At 71.1% G+C, this 21,027-nt stretch carries 19 protein-coding genes; all 19 read right to left on the bottom strand.

Features of this window, described 5'->3' with window-relative positions:
• Positions 1-27: 27 nt before the first annotated feature.
• Positions 28-1,095 carry a polyprenyl synthetase family protein gene (locus ABZS37_RS22590; RefSeq protein WP_355171837.1) on the bottom strand — a complete coding sequence of 356 codons (1,068 nt, stop codon included), beginning with the start codon at positions 1,093-1,095 and terminating at the stop codon, positions 28-30.
• The gene (locus ABZS37_RS22585; RefSeq protein ID WP_355171836.1) at positions 1,092-2,513 is read right to left on the bottom strand and encodes a nucleotide pyrophosphatase/phosphodiesterase family protein; all 1,422 of its coding nucleotides are present in this window, start codon (positions 2,511-2,513) and stop codon (positions 1,092-1,094) included. The genes ABZS37_RS22590 and ABZS37_RS22585 overlap by 4 nt, the downstream gene beginning before the upstream one ends.
• Positions 2,510-3,709, bottom strand: coding sequence for a metabolite traffic protein EboE (gene eboE, locus ABZS37_RS22580; RefSeq protein ID WP_355171834.1), 1,200 nt, complete (start codon positions 3,707-3,709; stop codon positions 2,510-2,512). Before eboE ends, ABZS37_RS22585 begins: the two co-directional genes overlap by 4 nt.
• On the bottom strand, positions 3,709-4,566 hold the full coding sequence (locus ABZS37_RS22575) for a TatD family hydrolase (RefSeq protein ID WP_355171832.1): 858 nt from the start codon (positions 4,564-4,566) through the stop codon (positions 3,709-3,711). Before ABZS37_RS22575 ends, eboE begins: the two co-directional genes overlap by 1 nt.
• A gap of 1 nt (position 4,567) precedes the next feature.
• Positions 4,568-5,176 carry an EboA domain-containing protein gene (locus ABZS37_RS22570; protein WP_355171830.1) on the bottom strand — a complete coding sequence of 203 codons (609 nt, stop codon included), beginning with the start codon at positions 5,174-5,176 and terminating at the stop codon, positions 4,568-4,570.
• Between the two features lie 57 nt (positions 5,177-5,233).
• On the bottom strand, positions 5,234-6,226 hold the full coding sequence (locus ABZS37_RS22565; protein WP_355171828.1) for a sugar phosphate isomerase/epimerase family protein: 993 nt from the start codon (positions 6,224-6,226) through the stop codon (positions 5,234-5,236).
• Complete coding sequence (locus ABZS37_RS22560) at positions 6,223-7,077, bottom strand: SCO3242 family prenyltransferase (protein WP_355171826.1); 855 nt, start codon at positions 7,075-7,077, stop codon at positions 6,223-6,225. Before ABZS37_RS22560 ends, ABZS37_RS22565 begins: the two co-directional genes overlap by 4 nt.
• Entirely contained in the window at positions 7,061-8,227 is a 1,167-nt protein-coding gene (locus ABZS37_RS22555) for an inositol-3-phosphate synthase (protein WP_355171824.1), read from the bottom strand. Before ABZS37_RS22555 ends, ABZS37_RS22560 begins: the two co-directional genes overlap by 17 nt.
• Positions 8,228-8,837: 610 nt before the next feature.
• On the bottom strand, positions 8,838-10,064 hold the full coding sequence (locus tag ABZS37_RS22550) for a Gfo/Idh/MocA family oxidoreductase (RefSeq protein ID WP_355171822.1): 1,227 nt from the start codon (positions 10,062-10,064) through the stop codon (positions 8,838-8,840).
• Positions 10,065-10,084: 20 nt separating this feature from the next.
• A complete protein-coding gene (locus tag ABZS37_RS22545) occupies positions 10,085-11,137 on the bottom strand; it encodes a substrate-binding domain-containing protein (protein ID WP_355171820.1) in 1,053 nt (350 codons plus the stop codon).
• 98 nt (positions 11,138-11,235) lie between these two features.
• Positions 11,236-12,363 (bottom strand): ABC transporter permease, encoded by a 1,128-nt coding sequence (locus ABZS37_RS22540; protein WP_355171818.1) that lies wholly within the window; start codon positions 12,361-12,363, stop codon positions 11,236-11,238.
• Positions 12,360-13,868, bottom strand: a complete 1,509-nt coding sequence (locus ABZS37_RS22535; protein ID WP_355171987.1) for a sugar ABC transporter ATP-binding protein — start codon at positions 13,866-13,868, stop codon at positions 12,360-12,362. The genes ABZS37_RS22540 and ABZS37_RS22535 overlap by 4 nt, the downstream gene beginning before the upstream one ends.
• 133 nt (positions 13,869-14,001) lie before the next feature.
• Positions 14,002-15,180, bottom strand: a complete 1,179-nt coding sequence (locus tag ABZS37_RS22530; RefSeq protein WP_355171816.1) for an ROK family protein — start codon at positions 15,178-15,180, stop codon at positions 14,002-14,004.
• Positions 15,181-15,469: 289 nt separating this feature from the next.
• A complete protein-coding gene (locus ABZS37_RS22525; protein WP_355171814.1) occupies positions 15,470-16,495 on the bottom strand; it encodes a YihY/virulence factor BrkB family protein in 1,026 nt (341 codons plus the stop codon).
• A gap of 63 nt (positions 16,496-16,558) precedes the next feature.
• Positions 16,559-17,368, bottom strand: a complete 810-nt coding sequence (locus ABZS37_RS22520) for an ABC transporter permease (protein ID WP_355171812.1) — start codon at positions 17,366-17,368, stop codon at positions 16,559-16,561.
• Positions 17,369-17,378: 10 nt separating this feature from the next.
• Positions 17,379-18,176, bottom strand: coding sequence for an ABC transporter permease (locus ABZS37_RS22515; RefSeq protein WP_355171810.1), 798 nt, complete (start codon positions 18,174-18,176; stop codon positions 17,379-17,381).
• 212 nt (positions 18,177-18,388) lie between these two features.
• Positions 18,389-18,559 (bottom strand): DUF397 domain-containing protein, encoded by a 171-nt coding sequence (locus ABZS37_RS22510; RefSeq protein ID WP_355171808.1) that lies wholly within the window; start codon positions 18,557-18,559, stop codon positions 18,389-18,391.
• Positions 18,560-18,702: 143 nt separating this feature from the next.
• Positions 18,703-19,242 carry a hypothetical protein gene (locus ABZS37_RS22505; RefSeq protein WP_355171806.1) on the bottom strand — a complete coding sequence of 180 codons (540 nt, stop codon included), beginning with the start codon at positions 19,240-19,242 and terminating at the stop codon, positions 18,703-18,705.
• A 204-nt stretch (positions 19,243-19,446) separates the two neighbouring features.
• Positions 19,447-20,379 carry an ABC transporter ATP-binding protein gene (locus ABZS37_RS22500; RefSeq protein ID WP_355171804.1) on the bottom strand — a complete coding sequence of 311 codons (933 nt, stop codon included), beginning with the start codon at positions 20,377-20,379 and terminating at the stop codon, positions 19,447-19,449.
• Positions 20,380-21,027: the final 648 nt, after the last annotated feature.

The raw sequence follows: 21,027 nt of genomic DNA, 5'->3' as shown, positions 1-21,027 counted from the left end.
TTTGTCGATCTGGTTAAAAGTCGCCGGTCAGGCGCGGCGGTCGATCGCCTGTGCGGCCAGCGCAACCAGCGCCGAGCGGGCCTCCTCGGCCACCATCGCGCTCTGCAACGCGGCGAGCGCCGCCTCGGTCCGGACCCGGATCATCTGCTCGATCCGCTCCCGGGCGCCGGTCGCCTCGATGATGCTCCGCAGCTCCGCTGCGCCCTCGGCGTCCAACGTCGGGTTGCCGAACAGCTCCCGCAGCCGGGTGGTCTGCGGCCGGTCGGCGGCGCTGCGGGCCAGCGCCATCATCACCGTGGGCTTGCCCTCACGCAGGTCGTCCAGCACCGACTTGCCGGTGACCGCCGGGTCCCCGAAGACACCCAGCACATCGTCGCGGAGCTGGAACGCGTCGCCGAGCGGGTCACCGAACTCGCCCAACGCGGCGATCAACTCCGGCCCCGCGCCGGCCAGGGCCGCGCCGATCTGCAACGGTCGGGTGACCGTGTACCGGGCGGCCTTCATCCGGATCACGGTGAGCGCGCTGGCCACCGAGCCGTCACCCACGCCCGAGACCAGGTCCAGGTATTCACCCGCGATCACCTCGGTACGCATCAGCGCGAACACGCCGTACCCCCGGTGCACCGCGTCGGCACTCAGCCCGCACTCGTGGAACATCTGATCCGACCAGGCCGCGCAGAGATCCCCGCAGAGCAGCGCGGTGTTGCGGCCGTACGCCTCGGGGTCACCGCGCCACGACGAGCGGGCGTGCAGATCGGCGAAGAGCCGGTGCACCGACGGCTCGCCCCGGCGTCGGTCGCTGCCGTCCAGGATGTCGTCGTGGATCAGCGCGAACGCGTGGAACAGCTCCAGGGCCGCCGCCGCCACCACGATCGGGTTGCCGTCGGCCGCCCCCGCGCCGCGCCAGCCCCAGTAACAGAAGAGCGGGCGTATCCGCTTTCCACCGGCCAGCACGAACCGTTGCAGCGCGGTGAACACGCCGCGCGGCGCGCCGTCCGGCCAGTCCGGGCCCTGCCGGTCGAGAAACCCGGCCAGCTCCACGTCGAAGCGCGCCCGGAGCCCGCTCGTGTCGGTGGGCGCGACGGTGACCGTCATGACCCCTCACCCGGCCGACCCACGTCCGTAGCGCCTGGGCTCAGCCCGGCCAGCTCCAGCAGCAGCGCCTTGACCTCGGTGGCCGCGATCCGGTCCCGGGCGGCGGCCGGGTCGGAGCAGAGCAGCACCGGGGCGTCCGCCGGGTCGTCCGGCAGCCGCCCGTGCGAACCCCGCACCGCCCGCGCACCGGCGTCCAGGCCGACCGCGCTCATCAGGTAGCGCATGCCGAGCTTCTTGCGGGCCAGGGCCACGCCGGCGCGAGCCTTCGCGGCACCGGGGTTTGCCGGGTCGAAGAACAACTCCGCCGGGTCGTAACCTGGCTTCCGATGAATTTCCACGAGCCGGGCGAAGTCCGGTGCGCGGGCGTCGTCCAGCCAGTAGTAGTACGTGAACCAGGCGTCCGGCTCGGCCACCAACACCAGCTCACCGGCGCGCGGATGGTCCAGCCCGTGCTCGGCCTTACCGTCGGCGTCGAGCACCTCGGCCACCCCGGGCAGCCCGGCGCAGAGCTTCGCCACCGCCGGCACGTCGGCCGGGTCCTTGACGTAGACGTGGGCGACCTGATGGTCGGCGACCGCGAACGCCCTCGACGTCCACGGGTCGAGGTATTCCATGTCGGCCTGGGTGTGCACCCGCAGCAGCCCTTCGGCGCGCAGCAGCCGGTTGACGTCCACCGGCCGGGACACGTCGGTGATGCCGTACTCGGACAGCACCACCACGGTGGCGTCGCGGGCCCGGGCGGCGTCCAGCAGTGGCCCGAGCACCGCGTCCAGCTCGGCTGCCGCGGCGGCGGCCTGGGCCGACGACGGGCCGTACCGTTGCAGGTCGTAGTCCAGGTGCGGGACGTAGACCAGGGTCAGGTCGGGTGACACGTCGGCCAGGATCTGCTCGGCCGCCTGGCAGATCCACCGGGACGAGGGCAGCCCGGCCGTCGGCCCCCAGTAGGTGAACAGCGGGAAGGTGCCCAGCCGCCCGGTCAGCGCGTCATGCAGCTCCGGCGGGTCGGTGTAGCAGTCGGGCTCCTTGCGCCCGTCGGCGTAGTAGACGGGGCGTGGGGTGACCGTCCAGTCGACGTCCGCGCCCATGGCGTACCACCAGCAGACGTTGGCGACGGTGTAGCCGGGCTCGGCCTTGCGGGCCGCCTGCCAGAGCTTCTCCCCGCCGACCAGCGCGTTGTGCTGCCGCCACAGCAACACCTCACCAAGCTCCCGGAAATACCACCCGTTGCCGACGATCCCGTGCCCGCTCGGCGGCTCGCCGGTGAGGAAGGTGGACTGCACCGAGCAGGTCACGGCGGGTAGCACGGTGCCCAGCTCGGCTCGGAAGCCGCCGTCGGCGACCCCGCGCAGCCGGGGCATGTGCTTCAGCAGTCGCGGGGTCAATCCCACCACGTCGAGCACCACCAGTCGCCGGCTCATCGCGTCTCTCCCATGCTCACGGTTCGCTCTGCGGTCAGGCCGAGGCCGACCAGTTCGTCACGGGCGAAGGCCAGCTCCGCGGCGATGCCGCCGGCCAGCTCCACGTCGGTGCCGGGCCGTCGCGCGGCCGGCAGCACCCCCCAGGTGTACGTCTCGACGTCCAGGTGGTCGCAGCCGGCGGTCGGGCCGTCGAAGAGCGCTCTCAGGGCCGCGCGCAGGACCGGCAGGGTCGAGCCGAGCGGCTCCTCGGGTGGGGCGTGCAGGGGCACGTGGTAGTGCACCCGCCACGGGCCGGGCAGCTCCTGATCCAGTGCTGCGTCCAGGTCGTCGGCCGCGTGCCTCGGGTCAGCCGGGTCGGCCAGGCCGGCGCAACCGGCGCCCCGGGTCTGGTGCAGGAAGCGTGGCTCCACCCAGCGCCGCAACGCGTCGGCCCCGCCCGCCGGGTCGGCCGCCTCGACGGCGGCGGAGACCTGCACCTTCACCACCGGCAGGCCAGCCGTCCGCAGCCGGTCCAGTGCCTCGGTCGGCTCCTCCCAGGCGCAGGCCAGATGGGCGAGATCGAGGCAGACGCCCAGCCGCTCGGTGTCCATACCGGACAGTAATGTGACTGCCTGGTCGGTACTCTCCACCACACAGCCGGGTTCCGGTTCGAAGCCGACCCGCACCTCGCGGCCGGTGTCCCGCTGCACCGCGGCCAGGCCGGCGGCGAGTTGGTCCAGCCGGCGGCGGGCGGCGTCGGCCCGCTCGGTGTCCCACGGCTGCCGCCAGGCCAGCGGCAGGGTGGAGATCGAACCCCGGGCGGCGTCGTCGGGCAGCAGGTCGGCGAGCACCCGGGCCAGGTCCAGGGTGTACGTCAACCGCTGCTCGGTGGTCCAGTCGGGGTGGTAGACGTCGTGCTTGACCACGGGTGCCTGGAAGGCGGCGTACGGGAAGCCGTTGAGGGTGACCACCTCCAGCCCGCGCGCGTCCAGCTCGGTGCGCAGCCGGCGGCGCAGCGCCGGGTCGGCGGCCAGTTCGGCCGCGACCGGGGCGGCCAACCACAGGCCGAGCCCGAGCAGGTCGCTGCCGAGCGCCTCGCGGACCGGCACGGCGTAGGTGTCCAGTTGACCGAGGATGCCGGCGAACTCCTCGGCGGGGTGCACGTTGGTGCAGTAGCCGAGGTGGATGGTATCGCCGCCGGTGTGTCGTAGCCGCATCAGCTGCCGCCGCGCAGGATCGAGTTGCCGGTCTGCGGGTCCACGGCGGCGGGGTCCTCCAGGTCGGTCAGGTCGAGGCGACCGGACTGCCCGTAGAACTCCACCGGGTTGCGCCACAGCACCCGGTCGACGTCGTCGTCGCTGAACCCGGCCAGCAGCATCGCCTCGCCGGTGGCCCGGGTCAGGAGTGGGTCGGAACGCCCCCAGTCGGCCGCCGAGTTGACCAGCATCCGATCCGTGCCGTACTCCCGCAGCAGCTCCACCATCCGCAGCGGGGTCATCTTGGTGTCCGGGTAGATGGAGAAGCCCAGCCAGCAGCCGGTGTCCCGGACCAGCTTGACGGTCACCTCGTTGAGGTGGTCGACCACCACGCGGCCCGGGCCGATGCCGGACTCGTTGACGACGGCGAGGGTGCGCTCGACGCCTCGCGCCTTGTCCCGGTGCGGGGTGTGCACCAGCGCCGGCAGGTCGTACGCGACGGCCAACGCGAGTTGCGCGGCGAACGCCTCGTCCTCCTCCGGCGTCATCGAGTCGTACCCGATCTCGCCGACCGCCACCACCGCGTCCTTGTCCAGGTAGCGGGGCAGCAGGTCGAGGACCGGGCGGCAGCGCGGGTCGTTGGCCTCCTTGGGGTTCAGCGCCACGGTGGCGTGGTGTCGCACCCCGAACTGACCGGCTCGGAACGGCTCCCAGCCGATCAGCGAGTCGAAGTAGTCGATGAACGAGGCGGCGCTGGTACGCGGCTGACCCATCCAGAACGCCGGCTCCACCACGGCGCGTACTCCGGCGGCGGCCATCCGTTCGTAGTCGTCGGTGGTGCGTGAGGTCATGTGGATGTGCGGGTCGAAGATACGCATGTCACGCCTCCCGGGGCAGTGCGGCGGTGAGCCGGTCGAGCAGATCGGTGGCGTCGGCGGGCAACTCCCGGCCAGCGGCGTGCCGCTCGGCGGCAAGCGCGCCCAGCATCGCGGCCAACTCCCCGTCGGCCCGAGCGTCCAGGTCGGCGACCGCGGCGAGAGGGACACCGCTGAACACGCACTTGAGCACCGCCTGCCGCCAGGCGGCCGGGTCGAGGTGCTGGGCGTACGGGCCGAGCGCGGCGGCGACCAACCGGGTGTCGTTGGTCCGGATCGCGTCGTGCAGGAGCGGCACCCCGGCGGCGCCGATCGGCAGCAGCGGCAGGGCCCGCAGCACGGCTCGCCGCTCGGTCGCGTCACCGTGCTGGTAGAGGCTGTCGGCGTACGCCGCGTGGTCGCCGGGCAGACTGGTGAGCAGCAGCACCCGGGCCGCGTCGTCGGCGGTCCAGCCGGGGGCGTCGGGCAACGCGGCCCGGCCGCAGCGCCGGCCGACGGCGGGAAAGAGCCGGGTGATCGCGGTGGGCTCGACCGTGACCCGGCGCAGCGCCGTGTCGAGCCAATCGGGATCGGGTACGCCTCGCAGCGCGGCCCGTAGTGAATCCGGTGTCATCCCGTCTCCTCCCCTAGCTGCTACGCAGGCACCCCAGGCGCGCCCCTTTGCTCTGCTTCAACCCACGCGACGGTCACTGTCCGAATATCGGACGGTCGCTGTTGCGTCCGTTGAAGCAGAGCAAAGGGCGCCTGGGGGCACCTTGTCCTCGGTGGTCCGCGGGCGGGCCGCCGCAGTCGCGGCGGCGCCACGCAGGAACTCGATCGACCGGGCGGCCACGGCAGGCGCGGCGTGCGAGTCTCGTGGCAACTCCACCGCGACCAGCCCGCGATAGCCGGCTTCCGCCAGGGCTGCCAGCACCGGCGGAAAGTCGATCTCGCCGACGCCGAACTCCAGGTGCTCGTGCACGCCCCGGCGCATGTCGTCGATCTGCACGTTGACCAGGTGCCCGGCCACCTCGGCGACGCACTGCGGCACCGGCCACGGCTCCAGACAGCGGCAGTGGCCGATGTCGAGGGTGATGCCGAAGCGGGCCGGGCCGCCGAGGGCGACGTGCAGCCGACGCCAGTCGGCGATGTCCTGCACCAGCATCCCCGGCTCCGGCTCGAAGCCGAGGGTGACACCGGCGGAGTCGGCCGCGTCGACCACGGTGGCACAGCCGGCCACCAGCCGGTCCCAGGCGCACTGCGGTGACACCGCCTCGGGCCGGACACCGGCCCAGAACGAGACCGCCTCCGCGCCCAGGTCGGCGCCGATCCGCACGGCCCGCCGCAGGAACTCGATCCGCCGCGTCGGGTCGTCGTGCAGGAACGTCGGGGCGTGCTTGTGCCACGGGTCGAGCAGGTAGCGGGCCCCGGTCTCGATCACCACCGCCAGACCCAGCGCGTTCAACCGTCGGCCGACGGCGGCGACCCGGCGCGTGAGCCCGGGCGCGAACGGGTCCAGGTGGTCGTGGTCCAGAGTGAGAGCGACCCCGTCGTAGCCCAGATCGGCGATGACGGCGAGCGCGTCGTCGAGACGGTGGTTGGCGAAGCCGTTCGTGCCGTACCCGAGGCGCAGCGTCGTGGCGTCGACCGTCGGCGGAGCGGGTCGGGGCTGCGGAACGGTCATGTCGGGGAGACTTTCCGGGCCAACCGTCGACCCAGCGGAGCGGCCGCCGCGACGGCCATCCCGAGCAGGCCGGCTCCGCCCCGGGCAGTGAGCGCTCCCTGCAGGGCGGGTAGCCCGGTGATCCCGGCGCCGACCGCGGCGCGAACCCGCCCGGCCGACGGGTCCCGGACCACCTCGACCTGGGCCGCGCCGTAACGGGCCGCGTACCACCCGGCCAGCACGGCGGGCAGCACCGCAGCACGGCGAGGGGTGGCGACCGCCGCGCTGGCGGCGACCAGGGCGGTGCCGACCAGCGTGCGCATCGGGAGGGCGGCATCGGCTCCGGTGACCTCCCGGCGGGACAGCGCGGTGACCGTCCAGGTGTGCGCGGCGACGGTCACCGCCGCCGGCAACGCCCGGGTCACCCCGCCGCCGGACGCGCCGAGCAGCACATCGAGCCCTCGACAGGCGGCCATCACGGCCGGCCCGGCGGCGGTGTTCTTGGCCAGCAGGTCGTACCCCCAGATGGTGGCGGCCAGCGGCACAGCGAGCGCGGCGGCACGGCGACCGCCCACGGCGGCGGCCAGGCCCACACCGGCGGCCGTGAGGCCAGCCGCGAGACCGACCGCGGCGGCCGGGGTCACCCGGCCGCTGGGGATCGGCCGCTCGGGCCGTTCCTCGGCGTCCAGGCGCCGGTCGGCCCAGTCGTTGGCGGCCATGCCGGCCCAGTAGAGCAGCACCGAGGCGCCGGCCAGGGCGGGAGTACGCGGGCTCAGCGTGCCGGCCGCCGCCGCTCCGGCGATCACGTCACCGGGCACCGAGAGCGCGGCCGGCGCCCGGACCAGCTCGGCGAGGTCAGCCAGCGTGGCCATGGGCACCGTCCCAGCCCGCGTGCAGAAGCCGCGCGAAGTCGGTCAGCCGGGCCCACTGCTCGCCCAGCGAGTGGGTGGGCGAGCCGAGCGGGTCCTTGAAGAAGAAGCCCAGCTCGGCCAGCGGCCCCACCTGCCCGGCGGCGTGCGCGGCGGCGGTGAGCCGGGCCAGGTCGAGCACCAGCGGCGCGGCCAGCGCTGAGTCGCAGCCGTGCCAGGTGAACTCCATCCGCATGCCGGTGCCGAGGAAGCCGGCGAAGGTGATCAGATCCCAGGCGGTCTTGAAGTCACCCAGCTCCTCGACGTACTCGATGCGCGTGCCGCCCTGCGGGACGTAGCCCAGCGTCTCGCCGAGCACCCGCTGCTTGCTCTGCACCTTCGCCGCGTTGGCGGCCGGGTCGGCGAGGGTGGCGCCGTCGCCACCGCCGAGCAGGTTGACCCCGGACCAGGAGCGCACGGCCAGGTTGCGCATGGCGAACATCGGCGCGAGCACCGACTTGACCAGGGTCTCCCCGGTCTTACCGTCGTGCCCGGCGTACGGCAGCCGGACCTCTTCGGCCAGCGCGGCCAGTGCCGGCAGCCGCAGCCCGGTGGACGGGGTGAAGTCGACGTACGGGCAGCCGGCCAGCAGTGCCGCGTACCCGTAGAGGGAGCTGGTCGGCAGCACCTCGTCCGGCCCGGCGAGGGCGACGCGCAGCGCGGCCGGGTCGGCGTGCCCGGGGTGCGGTCGGGGAGCTGCCTCGGTGGCGGAGACGTTGACCACCACCACCCGGTCCAGCTCGTGCCGCTCGCGGAAGCTGGTGAGGTCGCGCACCACGGCGGCGGCCCGATCTGCCTGGGTGGCGCCGACCGGTGCGGGGCGCAGCTCCTGCTCGACCGCGCCGAGTTCGTCATGGAGCGCGGCGACCAGCCGCCAGGGAACGACACCGGCGTCGGCCAGCGCCTCGGCGCGTTTGCACAGAGGGGTGGTGGCCAGGTCGTGCCCGCCGAAGACGAGGTCGGCGAAGGCCGGCAGGGCGGGACCGCGCAGCTCGGGCAGCTCGGTGACACAACCGGTGGGCCCGACCAGGCCGGCCCGCAGCGCGAGCCCTCCGACGATGCTGGTGGTCGCGACGGAACCGCGCGCTCCTACCAGCCAGACACCTGTTCGCATGGTGCTCCTTCCCGTTCAGGAGGAACGTCGGTACCGCTAAATATAGGAATATCAGAATATTGTTCGGAAAGATATGGCCTGGGTGGCGGGGCCCCGCCCGCCCGCCCCGTACCGGGACGGCACCGGTTTCCGACGTCGGCGTCGGCGGCGACGACGCCGGACCGGCTCCCGGTCCGGGTGCGGGCAGACGGGGCTTGGTAGGCAGGGTCGGGTCGGCGTCTCGACCCTGCCTCCCCCGCAACCGACCAGCCGGGGCGTTGGCGTGCCCCGACCGGGCGTCTCAGGCCACCGCGTCCACCGGAGCACGCCTCGCCGGACGGTGGCCAGCGGATGCGGTACGGGTTAGGGCAGCGGCGGGCGGTGCCATCAAGTCCTCCGGATCTCCGGAATGGTGGCGGTCCTCCGGTGCGGCCGGGGAATCCCGGTCCGGTCGCACCGGACGACCGTCCTGCTCGTGCGCCACCGGGCCGTACGGCCCGGCTGCACGCTCTCCGATGCCGACCTCGTCCCGGCCGCGGGGCGCAATCCGCGGTCGGTCCCTCGCCGGTCGGCGTCGGAAAGCCGGTCGGGCGATGGCGGTACGAACACCGCCATCGCGGATGGTCACTGGTCAGACGGCCGCCGCGGTCAGCGCCGGTTCCACCTCGGTCCAGGTGGAGCCGAACTCCGCCGAGCGGGTCACCGCGTCCAGCACGAGCTGGACCTGCAACCCGTCGGCGAAGGAGGGAGCCGGGTCGACGCCGGTGGCGACCGCCTCGATGAAGTCGCGCATCTCGTGCGTGAACGAGTGCTCGTAGCCGATGATGTGGCCCGGAGGCCACCACGCCGACATGTACGGGTGCTCGCCCTCGGTCACCAGGATGCGGTTGAAACCCTGCTCCAGGCCGGGCCGGGTGGCGTCGTAGAACTCCAGCTCGTTGAGACGTTCCAGGTCGAAGACCACGCTGCCCAGCGAGCCGTTGATCTCGACACGCAGAGCGTTCTTGCGGCCGGTGGCGAACCGGCTCGCCTCGTACGTGGCCAGGGCGCCACCGTCGAGCCGGGCCACGAAGACCGCGGCGTCGTCGACGGTGACCAACCCGGTGCCCGCGCCATTACCGTCGACGGAACCGCCACCGTCCACCGTGGCCGCCAACCCGCTCGACCCGTCCGGCAACGGCCGTTCCTTCACGAAGGTCTCGGTGATGGCGCTGACCCCGCTGATCCGCTGGCCGGTGACGAACTGGGTCAGATCGATGATGTGCGCACCGATGTCACCGAGCGCGCCAGAGCCCGCCCTGTCCTTCTGCAACCGCCATACCAGCGGGAACTGCGGGTCCACGATCCAGTCCTGCAGGTACGTCGCACGGACGTGTCGAATCACCCCGAGTCGTCCGTCGGCGACCATCTGGCGCATCATCGTGACCGCGGGGACCCGGCGGTAGTTGAACCCGCACATCGACCGCACCCCGGCGGCCCGGGCGACGTCCGCCGCAGCGGTCATCGCCCGTGCCTCCGCCACCGTGTTGGCCAACGGCTTCTCGCACAGGACGTGCTTGCCGGCAGCCAATGCGGCGAGGGCGATCTCGGCGTGACTGTCACCCGGGGTGCAGATGTCGACCACGTCGATGTCGTCCCGGTTGATCAGGTCACGCCAGTCCGTGGTGTACGCGTCCCAGCCGAGCCGGTCGGCGGCATCTGCCACCTTCGGTGTGTCTCGACCGCAGATCAACGCCATCCGGGCCCGCGCCGGCAGGTCGTACACGCGGTTCACGGTGCGCCACGCCTGTGAGTGCGCGGCGCCCATGAACGCGTAGCCGACCATGCCGACCCGCAGTTCTCTGTCTGTCGTGGACAAGGTGGGTCTCCCCCCGTATGTCAGAACCCGAGCTTCTCGTAGCTGCTCGCGTTCTCCTTGGTGATCGTCTCGGAGGCCAGGGTTAGTTCCTTGGGCACCTGAAGCTCCGTCAGGTCGCCCAGGCCCCGACCCTGCGCGACGAGCCGCGCCAGCGAGATCGCCGACGAGGCCATCGACGGGTTGTAGGTGACCGTCGCCTTGAGCACGGTGTTGTCGGCCTTGATCGCCTCGATCGCGAGCTTCGAACCCGCGCCGCCGACCATGAAGAACTCCGACCGGTTGGCCTGCTTGATGGCGGCAAGCACACCGATGCCCTGGTCGTCGTCGTGGTTCCAGATCGCGTCGATCTTCGGCAGCGCCTGGAGCAGCTGGGCCGCCTCACGCTGACCGCTGTCCGAGGTGAACTCGGCCGAGCGACGGTTGTTCACCTTGAACCCGTACGTCGCCAGGGCCGCCGCGAAGCCGGCGCTGCGCTCGACGGTCAGCGGGATCTCCAGACCGGCGATCTCACCGATGATCGGGTTGGCGATGCCCTTGTCCTTGAGCTGCTTGCCGATGAAGTGCCCGGCCGAGACGCCCATGCCGTAGTTGTCGCCCTTGATCACCAGCCGCGAGGCGAGCGCGTCGGGGAAGGCCCGGTCGAGGTTCACGATCGGGATGCCCGCCTGCATCGCCTGGAGGGCAACGGCGTTGACCTCCTTGCCGTCGTGCGGCAGCACGACGATGATGTCCGGCTTCTGGGCGATCAGCGTGCCGAGGGTGGAGCGCTGGGCCTCGGAGTTCGACCCACCGTCGACCTCCTTGAACTCCACGTCGGAGTAGGCGGCGGCCTGAGCCTTGGCGTTGGCGTGGATCGCGCCCATCCAGCCGTGGTCGGCAGCCGGGGCGGAGAAGCCGATGACGACCTTCTTGCCCGGGGCGTTGTTGCCGGCGCTGTCTCCGGCGGCCTTCGTCTGTGTGCTGGCCGCCGGGGTCTCGTTACTGGTGCAGGCTGTCAGCAGGGTGGCGGCGCCGACTGCGGCTCCACCGAAGAGCAACCGGCGGCGCGACAGGTCGCGACTGTGCTGGGTCATGAACGACCTCCTGGGAGCGGGATTTGAGGTAGTGAGGGTGTGCGAGGCCCGGCCACCGTCGAATGTCTCGACGTCGCCAGGGACAACGGTGCGGTGCGTCAGGTTGCGGTGGTGACCCTGTTCCGCGCGAGGAGCCGAGTGAATGACTTGAACTGGAACTGCTGGACCAGGACGGCGGCGACGATGATGCCGCCCTTGACCATGTTCTGCGCCTCGATGGAGAGGCCGTTGATGGCGAAGAGGTTCGTGATCGTGGCGAAGATGATGACGCCGAGCAGCGAGCCGACGATCGTGCCCCGGCCACCGCTGAGCAGCGTCCCGCCGATGATCGCCGCGGCGATCGCGTCCAGCTCGTAGAGGTTGGCCATCGCCGCCTGCGCCGAGGTGGCCTGCGAGGTCAGCATGATGGCGGCGATGCCGCAGCACAGCCCGGAGAGCGCGTAGAGCAGCATGGTGTGCCGGCGGACGTTGATGCCGGCCAGCCGGGCCGCCTCCGGGTTGCCACCGACGGCGATGGTCCGCCGACCGAAGGTGGTGCGGTTGAGCAGGATCCACCCGGCCACCACCACCGCGCCCAGGATGTAGACGAGGATCGGAATCCCGAGCACCTTGCGCGCCGCGATGTCGTTGATGAACGTACTGCTCGACACCTGGGTCTGCTTGTTGGAGATCGACGCCGCGAGCCCGCGAGCCGCCACCAGCATCGCGAGCGTCGCGATGAAGGGGACCAGTTTCCCGTACGAGATGAGCACACCGTTGACCAGGCCGACGCAGATGCCGACCACGATGGCGGTGAAGATCATGCCAGCGGCGCCGTAACTCTGGGTGGCCACCGTGGTGCACCAGACCCCGGCCAGCGCGACGATCGCCCCGACCGACAGGTCGATCCCGCCGCCGATGATCACGAAGGTCATGCCGACCGTGACCACGCCAACCACCGAGGCCAGTTGCAGGATGGCCAGGACGTTGTTCCAGACCCAGTTCGGGTCGCCGTAGAGGTCGGGCTTGGTGACCGCACCGACCACGATGAGCGCGGCCAGCACACCGATCAGACCAAGATTGCGCTTGGCGCCGTCGCCGCCGTCCCCCTGCCACCAGGAGAGGCGGCGCGTGGATCCTGCCTTGTCACTGGCCGCGGCCGTCTCCGCCGGGTCCACCGGCGGCGACTGCGCCGGAAGCTGCGGGCGCTCCGGTGTCGCGGTGGGAGTGGGAGTCGCGTCGCTCATGCCGGTGCGCCTTCCATCAAGGACCCCGCCATCACGAGGTCAAGCACGGTGTTCTCGTCAAGCTCGCCGGCGGGAGCCTCGCGGACGACCCGCCCTTCCCGCATCACCAGCACCCGGTCGGCCAGACCAAGCACCTCGGGCACCTCGCTGGAGACCAGCAGCACCCCGACGCCCTGGGCGGCCAACGCCCGGATGACCTGGTAAAGCTCAGCCCTGGCGCCCACGTCCACGCCGCGGGTGGGCTCGTCCAGCAGCAACAGCTTGGTGCCGCCGAGCAGCCACCGCCCGACCACGACCTTCTGCTGGTTGCCACCGGAGAGCGTGCGTACCGGCCGGTTGACGTCCCGGGGCCGCAGCTCCAGGCTCTCCGCGATCCGATCCGCCTCGACTCGTTCCCTGCCGGCGTCGGTGAAGCCGAGCCGTGCGTACCGGCCGAAGGTGGCCAGCGTGACGTTGCGGTAGATCGGCTCACCGAGCAGCAACGCCTGACTCTTACGTTCCTCCGGGGCCATCCCCATGCCGGCCCGCACCGCCGCGCCGACGCCGGGACGCAGCACCCGCCCGTCCATCCGGACCGAACCGGCCTCCGCGACCCGGGCACCGTAGATGGTCTCCAGCAGCTCGGAGCGGCCGGAGCCGACCAGGCCCGCGATGCCAACGATCTCGCCAGCGCGCACGTTCAGCGAGACGTCGGCGAACTCGCCGGTGCGGGTCAGCCCCTCGACCTGGAGCAGTTCGGCACCGACGGCGTCGTCGGTCGGCCGGTCCGGGAAGACGTACTCGATGGTGCGGCCCGTCATCCGGCTGACCAGATCGCGGGTCGGGGTGTCGCGCGCCGGCAGGTTCGCCGCCGTGGTCCGGCCGTCCTTGAGTACGGTGACCCGGTCGCCGATCTCGCGGATCTCCTCCAGGCGGTGAGAGATGTAGATGACGGCGATGCCCTGTGCGGTCAGCTCTCGGATGATCCGGAACAGGTTGCCGACCTCGTCGTGGGCCAGCACCGCGCTCGGCTCGTCCATGATGATCAGTCGGGCCTCGTGCGACAGCGCACGGGCCATGCTGACGATCTGCTTACCAGCGGCCGGCAGCGACCGGACCATCCGCCCCGGCGGGATCTCACCGTGGCCGAGCCGACTGAGGATCTGCCGGGTGTGCCGGGCCATCGTCCCGCGCCGGACGAACCCGAACCTGCGGTGCTCGTGGCCGAGGAAGGCGTTCTCCGCCACCGAGAGATCCTCGACGAGATCGAGCTCCTGGTAGATGGTGGCGATCCCGGCGCGCATCGCGGCCTGCGGGTTGGCGAAGCTGGCCGGCTCGCCGCGCCACTCCACCTGCCCGGAATCCGGTTGGTGCACCCCGGAGAGCACCTTGATCAGGGTGGACTTGCCAGCCCCGTTCTGCCCGAGCAGGCAGTGCACCTCGCCGGCACGCACCTCCAGCTGCACGCCGTCCAGCGCGCGTACGCCGGGGAAGGTCTTGACCAGATCGGTGAGGCGCAGGACCACCTCGCCCGCGACGGTGTCGGCGGGAGCCTCGACCAGCGGCGCCTCGGCGACGGCCTCGGCCGACGCGGTGGCGGGGTCATCCTCGGGCAGGGCCACGGTCTCCTCCTCGCTCACGACGGAATCTCAGACAGCCTCATGCGGCTTCCCCGAAGGCGACATCACTCGCGAGCACGGCCGCGCCGGCGACGCCGGCACGACCACCAAGCTCGGACAGCACGACGGGCAGGTTGCCGGTGGCCAGCGGCAGCGACCGGCGGTAGACCACGCTGCGGATCTCGGCGAGCAGGATGTGCCCGAGCTGGGCCAGCCCCCCGCCGATCACGATCATCGACGGGTTGGTGAAGCTGACCAGGCCGGCGAGCACCCCGCCGACCCGCCGTCCGCCGTCACGGATCAGCTGGATGCAGGTCACGTCGCCCTCGACGGCGCCCTCGGCGACGTCCAGTGCGGTCACCACACCACGCAGGGCCATCCGCTCGGCCAGCGCCGGTGACACCCCGCTGCGGGCGGCGGCGGTGGCCTCCTTGGCCAGCGCGGCGCCGCTGAACAGCGCCTCCAGGCAGCCGATGTTGCCGCAGGAGCACATCGGACCGTGCGAGTCGACCTGGATGTGGCCGATGTCGCCGGCGCAGCCGTCGGTGCCCCGGTAGACCTCGCCGGTGAGGTAGATGCCGCAACCGATGCCGGTGCCGATCTTCACGAAGAGGAAGTCGTCCACCGAGTGAGCGACCCCACCGTGCCGCTCACCGATCGCCATGATGTTGACGTCGTTGTCGACCACCGCTGGGCAGCCGTGCTCCCGGCTGAGCAACTCACGCACCGGGAACCGGTCCCAGCCCGGCATGATCGGTGGCGAGACCGGTACGCCGTCGCGGAAGCTGACCGGGCCGGGCACGCCGATGCCCACGGCGTCCAACCGCTCGTACGCGCCGTCGACCCGGGCCTTGTGCAGCAGCTCGTTGACCCGTTGCAGGGTCACCTTCGGTCCGTTGCGGATCTCGGCCGGCTCGGCGTAGTGGGCGACCGGTTCGAGGCGGCCGTTGACCACCTCCACGTCGATCGAGCTGGCACCGAGGTCGACGGCGGCGAAACGCAGCTTCGGGTTCAGCTCGACCAGCGTGGACCGACGCCCACCCCGGGAGGCGGCGAGCCCCGCCTCGGCGACGTAACCCAGCGCGACCAGGCGATCCAGCTCGGCCAGCAGGCGCGGGCGCGGCATCTGGAGTCGGTCGCCCAACTCGGCTCGGGACACGGCCCCCTCGTCGCGGAGCAACCGCAACAGTCGAACGTGCAGGGGGTCGACGGTCCGCACCGGAAACTCACCTCGTCATCGGCCTCGTTCACATCGACGCAATGCCGATGTGTTGTGTCCGACACAGTAAGAGCGTCCCGCACCGCATGTCCATAGCTTCAACCGTTCCGAGACCAACTTTTGTCCGAAAGAACAAAAGCTACTAGTCGATCAAGAAAAGGATCACGGGCCGCCCGCATCCGCTCGCCTGCAGTGCCATCGATGGACACGAAACCGCCCCGCCAGCCGATCTCCGGTGGCGGGGCGGTCTGCGCGGGGCGGTCTGCGCGGGGCCGTCAGCGCGGGGCCGTCAGCGGCGGCCGGCGGAGTTCCGCTTCTTCCGGAGCTTGCGGTCGTCGCGCAGCTCGACGTACGGCTCGTCGTCGACGTCGTGGCCGGCCGCGATGGCCCGGCCCCTCTCCAGCTCCGCGTCGAACTCGGCGCCCAGCAGGATCGCGACGTTGCTCAGCCAGAGCCAGACCAGGAAGATGATCACCCCGGCCAGTGCCCCGTACGTCTTGTTGTACGAGCCGAAGTTGCTCACGTAGAACGCGAACAGGCCGGAGATCACCAGCCAGATCACCACGGCCAGCACACCGCCCGGGCTGACCCAGCGGAACCCGCCGTGCCGCGCGTTCGGCGAGGCCCAGTAGAGGATCGCGAACATCAGGCTGACCAGGATCAGCAGCACCGGCCACTTGGCGATGTCCCACACCGCGACGGCCGTCGAGCCAAGGCCGACCGCATCCCCGACCAACTCGGCGAGGCGACCGGTGAAGACCACGATCACCGCGCTGGCCAGCAGCAGAACCCCGATCACCGCGGTCACGCCGAGCCGGATCGGCAGCGTCTTCCAGATCGGGCGACCCTCCGGCACGTCGTAGATGGTGTTCGAGGCACGCATGAAGGCGCCGATGTAGCCGGACGCGGACCAGAAGGCGGCCACCAGACCGATGATCGCCGCGACGCTGGCCAGGCCGCCGTTGCCCTGCGCCTGGGTGATCGCACCCTCGATGATCTTTTGAATGCTGTCATCCGGCACCGCCTGGTTGACGGTGTCCCGGACGCCCTGGGTGGCGCTCTCGCCGAGCAGGCCGAGCAGCGAGATCAGCACCAACAGCCCCGGGAAGATCGACAGCACCCCGTAGTAGGTCAGCGCCGCCGCCCAGTCGGTCAGGCTGTCATCCTGGAATTCGCTGATCGTCCGGCGCAGCGCCGCCTTCCAGCCGCTGCCGGGCAGATCGGTGGGGCTGTCCGGCCCCGCGTCGGGCCCGACCGGCGCGCTGGCGGGGTCGCGCTCGTGCTCCCGGTGGGCGGAAGACTCGTCCGAGGCCATCGCCCCTCCTGTTCATCGGTGGTGTCGCCTCCGACATGCCCCGTGGACGGGCGCGGGTAACCCCTACTTGTAGAGCAACCTGCCCATCCGGCGCGAGGCGACCAGCAGGCCGACCGCCACCATCACCAACAGGTAGAGCACGTCGAGCAGCCAGAGCCAGCCACCGCTGCCCAGGGCGACACCACGGATCAGGTGCACCGCCCGGTAGAGCGGGGTGACCTCGATCAACCAGTGCAGCAGGGTCGGATAGGCCTGCGCCGGCACGAACGTGCCGGAGAAGAGGAAGAGCGTGAACTGTGCGGAGGCCATCAGGTCGAAATCCTGCCAGCTGCGCATGAAGGTGGAGATCGCCATGCCGAGCGCCCCGAACGCGAACCCGACCAGCACCGCGGCCGGGAGGGCGGTCAATGCCCGGGTGATGCTGGTCAGATTCAGCGCGACCATCACCCCGAGGAACGCGGCCGAGTAGGCGCTGCCCCGCAGCATCGCCCAACCCAGCTCACCGAGGGCGATCTCGAACGGCCGTACCGGGGTGGCGATCATCCCGTCGTACAGCTTCATGTACTTCATCTTGCCGAAGAAGTTGAAGGTGGTCTCCGCGAGCGCCCCGGTCATCGCCGAGGAGGCGAGCATCGCCGGCGCCACGAACTCGGCGTACGAGACCAGCCGCCCATCGGGCAGCGGCAGGTCGCCGACCAGCGCCCCGACGCCCACCCCGATGGAGAACAGGTAGAGCAACGGCTCCACGAAGCCGGAGAGCAGCAACAGCCAGTAGACCGACTTGAGCGCCGCGACGTTGCGCTCAACCACCGACGCCGACCGCCGGGACACGGCGGAGACGTCGACCAGCCGGGGCAGGATCAGCGTGACCACGACAGCCTCTCTAGATGACGAGCTTGCGACGGAACGCGCGCAGCGCCAGCAACCAGCCGGCGACCACCCAGGCGGTCAGGTAGAGCAGGTGCCCGGCGACCGACCACTGCGGGGCGACGCCGAGCGTGGCCGCTCGGCAGAGGTCGACGGCGTGCCACAACGGCGTCACGTAGGCCAGCCAGCGCAGCGCGTCGGGCAGCGACTCGACCGGGAAGAACACCCCGGCGAAGAGCGTCATCGGGATGACGGCGAACCGGAACAGCATCGCCAGCCAACTGTCGCTGGACACCGACGCGGTGTACGCGAAGGTCGGCGCGGCAACGGCCAGCCCGAGTAGCGCCACCACCGGCAGGGTCGCCACCGCCCACGGCGACCGCAACGCCCCGAACAGCCCGGTGACCAGCAGGAACGCCGCGATCGTGGTGAGCACCCGGAACAGCACGAAGGCCAGGTGCCCGGCCAGGATGTCGCCCACCCGCAGCGGCGACGCGCTCTGCGCGAAGTAGATTTTGATCCACCGGAAGTTGCTGAACACCGGCCACGTCGAGTCGCCGACGGTCACCTGGAGCGCGGTCGAGGCGATCAGCCCGGGGACCAGCCAGTCGAGGTAACGCACCCCGCCGACGCCCTGGTCGATGTAGGCGCCGACACCCAGCCCGAAGCCGAGCACGGTCAGCACCGGCAGCAGGAACGAGGAGAACACCCCCGCCCGCCAGGTGCGTCGTAGACCCACCAGGAAGTACTCGAAGACCGCGTACGCCGGCACCCACGGGAATCGTGCCTGCCCCACCACACCCACCACGACCACCCCGCCCCACCGTGCCGGCCACCACGACCTGTCTACCCCCGGGGTACGACAGGCCAGCGGTCACCCTACGACGCCCCCATCGGCGTGTCGCCCGGGTTATCGGGCGGCGACGCGTCGTACTCGTGGCGCGTCGACGCGATGATTCACTCCACATCGACGATGTGGCGGCATCCCGCCGCCCGGACACCCCCGTATCGCCGACATGGAGTCGATCAGCTCGCGCGGACGGCGTCGGACCCGACGAACGCGCGCCACGCGTCGGGCGTGAAGGCCAGCACCGGACCGGTCGGGTCCTTGGAGTCGCGGACGGCAACCTCCACACAGTTGCCGCCATCCGGGCCGCTACGAACGCTCTTGCGCCACCGGGCACCCGTTGAATCCATGTCTCCGCCACTTCCGCCATACCTGGGCCAGAGCCCGTTGAGCGGTGATCGTTGGCAGCTCAGCAGCTCGACGCGCGGGAAAGGTTGCTGCTGAACCGTCAACGATCGGACCGTGTCGACCTCGGCGGCGAAGCACAGGCCGGTCAGGCCGGGCGGTACGCGCGGATCAGCGCCTGCACGGCGTAACCGAGCAGCAGCACCCCCGCGCCGGTGCCGACCACCAGGCCGGCGGACACCCCCGAGGCGAGGCCGGTGACGAGCCCCGCCGCCGCCACCAGGCACAGCGCGACACCGAGCGGCCGAAGCAATGGATCCCGCAGCAGCGGGGCGAGCGGGAAGAAGTGCAGTCCGACCACCAGGCAGACCAGCACCGGAACGTACTCGGACCAGCCGGCGGCGACCAGCACGGCGGCACCCAGGCCGGCGGCGGCGAATTCGGCGACGACGATGAGCAGGTACGGACGGTCGGCCGCCCGGTCCCGAGGGCCACCGACCCCCCGGAGTCGGGCCGCCAGCACGCCCCCCACCACGGCGGTGAGCAGTGCGGCGATGCTGCCCACCACAAGCAGGGCACGCAGTGGCTGCTCCGCCGCCGGCACGCTGAACCAGACCATCGCGAAGATGCCCAGGTAGAGGGCTGTGAGCCCGGCCTGACGTCGGTTGGCAGTCAGCAGGTCGGACATGAAACCCCCGGGGTCGGAAGCCGGTTCGGTGAATTCACTGACCGGGCCGGCCGATGCTACGCCCAAGATCAAATGTGGCCGCACGCCGGGCTCAGCGCACCTTCCCGGCCAGGCCAGAGCCGATGAGCGCTGATCGTTGGCAGCTCAGCAGGTCGACACGCCGGGGAAGTAGTGGCTGAGCTGCCAACGATCACCCGTGGCCGGTCAGTCAACCAGGGTGCGGCCGGTCAGGTGGAGGAACACGTCCTCCAGGCCGCTGCGCCGCACCAGCACGTTGGCCGGGCTGAGCCCCAACGCGGAGACCTCGACGACCGCCGCGTCGCCGTCGGGCACGTAGAGCAGAACCCGGTCGGGCAGCACCTCGACGCGCTCCCCCAGCCCGGCGAGCTTGCCGGCGAACGGCTCCTGCGACTCGGCGGCGAAGCGCAGCTCGACCACCTCGCGGGTGGAGTGTTGCTCGATGAGCGCCCGGGGTGAGCCCTCGGCGACGATCCGCCCGCCGTCCATCACCACCAGCCGGTCGCAGAGCTGCTCGGCCTCGTCCATGTAGTGCGTGGTGAGCACCAGCGTCACGCCCTGCTGCTTGAGCCGGAACAGCCGCTCCCACACCAGGTGCCGGGCCTGCGGGTCGAGCCCGGTGGTCGGCTCGTCGAGCAGCACGATCTCCGGATCGTTGACCAGCGCGCGGGCGATCGTCAGCCGGCGCTTCATCCCGCCGGAGAGCGGCTCGACCTTGCTGTCGGCCCGCTCGGTGAGCTGGACGAAATCGAGCAGCTCATCGGCCCGCTCCCGGGCAGCCCGGCGGGCGATGCCAAAGTAGCGGGCGTAGACGGTCAGATTTTCCCGGACGGTCAGCTCCGGGTCGAGATTGTCCGCCTGTGGGCAGACGCCGAGACGGGCCCGGATCGCCGGCCCTTCACCGATCGGGTCCATGTCGAGGATGCGCAGCTTGCCCCCGCTGGGTGGGGAGACGCAGCCGATCATCCGCATGGTGGAGGACTTGCCTGCGCCGTTGGGCCCGAGGAAGCCGAACGCCTCACCCGAGCGCACCTCGACGTCGATGCCGTCCACGGCGGTGAAGTCACCGAACCGCTTCACCAGCCCCCGAGCCTGAATGAGTGGTCGCCCCGAAGTCACCGCCCGACCCTAACCGCCGGGCCCGACAGCACTCCACGCAAATTCCCGGCCCCGGTACCCCGATCCCGGCATGCGATGGCGGTGCACCGGTCAGCGACCATCCTTCGCCCCCGCGCCACGACGCGGAGCTACCGACCATGCTCCTCGACGAGGCGCTCGCCGCGAGATCCCGAAAAAGCCTGAACACGCCAGGAGCACGACCCCGAATCGCCGGTCTTGCAGTTTCGGTCGCTGATTTGCACGAAATTCCCCCTTATGCCCAGGCAGCAAGTGCAAGATCGCGCAGCAGAGGGGCCTCGCAGCACCGTTGCGTTAGGCGTTCGGTTGCTGGGCCAGGGGGCACGGTGAACTCCCGACACCCAGGTTCGCCACTCCAGAGCGCCCGCCGCGCCGATCTTGCAGTTTCGGTCGCCGAGATGCACGGAATGCCCTTTATGTCGAGGCAGTAAGTGCAAGATCGCGTGGAAGGGGAGCCTGGCATAGTTGATCATGGAGTTGTGGTGCCCGTCTGGGATGCATACGGGGCGATTCGTCCCGACCACAACTCCATGATCGGCGGGGCGGGGCGGGGCGCCGTACAGGCGATCGTCGGCGGCCTTGGCGAGGCGGAGGGCGACAGTCACGTGACGTTGGGCAGCGCCGTGGTCG

Origin of the sequence: Micromonospora sp. NPDC005413 (genome assembly GCF_040606435.1) — a bacterium.
In the GTDB taxonomy this organism is placed as follows: Bacteria; Actinomycetota; Actinomycetes; order Mycobacteriales; family Micromonosporaceae; genus Micromonospora.
The sequence above is the reverse complement of the archived record's forward strand: the minus strand, read 5'-3'. Positions and strand labels throughout refer to the sequence as shown.